This window comes from Brotonthovivens ammoniilytica, from assembly GCF_025566885.1.
GTDB lineage: Bacteria > Bacillota > Clostridia > Lachnospirales > Lachnospiraceae > Brotonthovivens > Brotonthovivens ammoniilytica.
In genome coordinates this window covers 1-371 of sequence record NZ_JAOQJQ010000015.1, presented here as the reverse complement: position 1 = coordinate 371, position 371 = coordinate 1, and the positions used below count along the sequence as shown (strand labels likewise).

The following is a 371-nucleotide window of genomic DNA, read 5'->3' as shown; positions in this document are numbered from 1 at the left end:
TGGGAAAGGGATTTTCTTTACAGTTGTAAGGAATCTCTTTATAATGAAAGGAGAAGTTATTTGAAACCTAGTAAACCATTGGGACAATTGACACTGTTTGATCGCTTTTTATTCGCAGAGGCTATGGAAAGCCCGGGAAATCTGCAGATTTTACTGGAAATTATTCTTGGAAGAGATGTTCATTTAAAGGACTGCCCGCAGTCTGAGAAGGAAATACGGACTACTCCGCTGAAGCGGTTTGTAAAGCTGGATGTCTGGAGCCAGGATGAGGAGGGTGTTGTATATAATACGGAGGCCCAAAAGGAAAATACCGGAAATCTGCCGAGGCGAAGCAGATATTATCAGGGAATGATTGACAGTAAACTGCTGGA

At 42.3% G+C, this 371-nt stretch carries 1 pseudogene; it reads left to right on the top strand.

What is annotated here, in order from left to right:
• Positions 1 to 60: 60 nt before the first annotated feature.
• Positions 61 to 371, top strand: a pseudogene (locus OCV88_RS15955) (Rpn family recombination-promoting nuclease/putative transposase); the annotation flags it as partial.